Origin of the sequence: Halorubrum sp. SP3 (genome assembly GCF_005435195.1) — an archaeon.
In the GTDB taxonomy this organism is placed as follows: domain Archaea; phylum Halobacteriota; class Halobacteria; order Halobacteriales; family Haloferacaceae; genus Halorubrum; species Halorubrum sodomense.
On record NZ_SGTU01000402.1, the window covers coordinates 1 to 429 of the forward strand.

Annotated in this window: 1 pseudogene; it reads left to right on the forward strand. The window is 67.8% G+C overall.

Annotated elements, in window-relative coordinates:
* Positions 1–24: 24 nt before the first annotated feature.
* Positions 25–429: pseudogene (locus tag EXE42_RS17005) on the forward strand (ABC transporter substrate-binding protein); the annotation flags it as partial.

Consider the following 429-nt stretch of genomic DNA (forward strand, 5'->3'; position numbering starts at 1 on the left):
CGGAAAACAGGGGGAGACGAACCGATGGCGCGACCGATCAGCCGACGAGCCGCGCTCACCGGACTCGGCCTCGCGGCCGCCAGCGCCGGCTGTCTCGGTCGCACGGAGAACATCGCCGGACGGGACCCCCACTCGCAGCTGACCTTAGAGATCAACACCACGCCCGCGGACGCGGACCCGAACGGCATCCGCATCGTGAGACAGCTCGAAGAGCACCTGACCGCCGTCGGCGTCGACGTCCGACTCAACACCGTCGGACAGACCGACCTCTGGCGGAAGGTGCTGATAAACCAGAACTTCGACGTCTACGTCGGGCAGTTCGTGGAGACGGACCCCTTCGACCCGGACGCGCTGTACGGGCTGACCCACTCGCGGTTCGTCGCCGAGCCGGGGTGGCAGAACCCCTTCGGGCTCACGGAGATCGCGGTC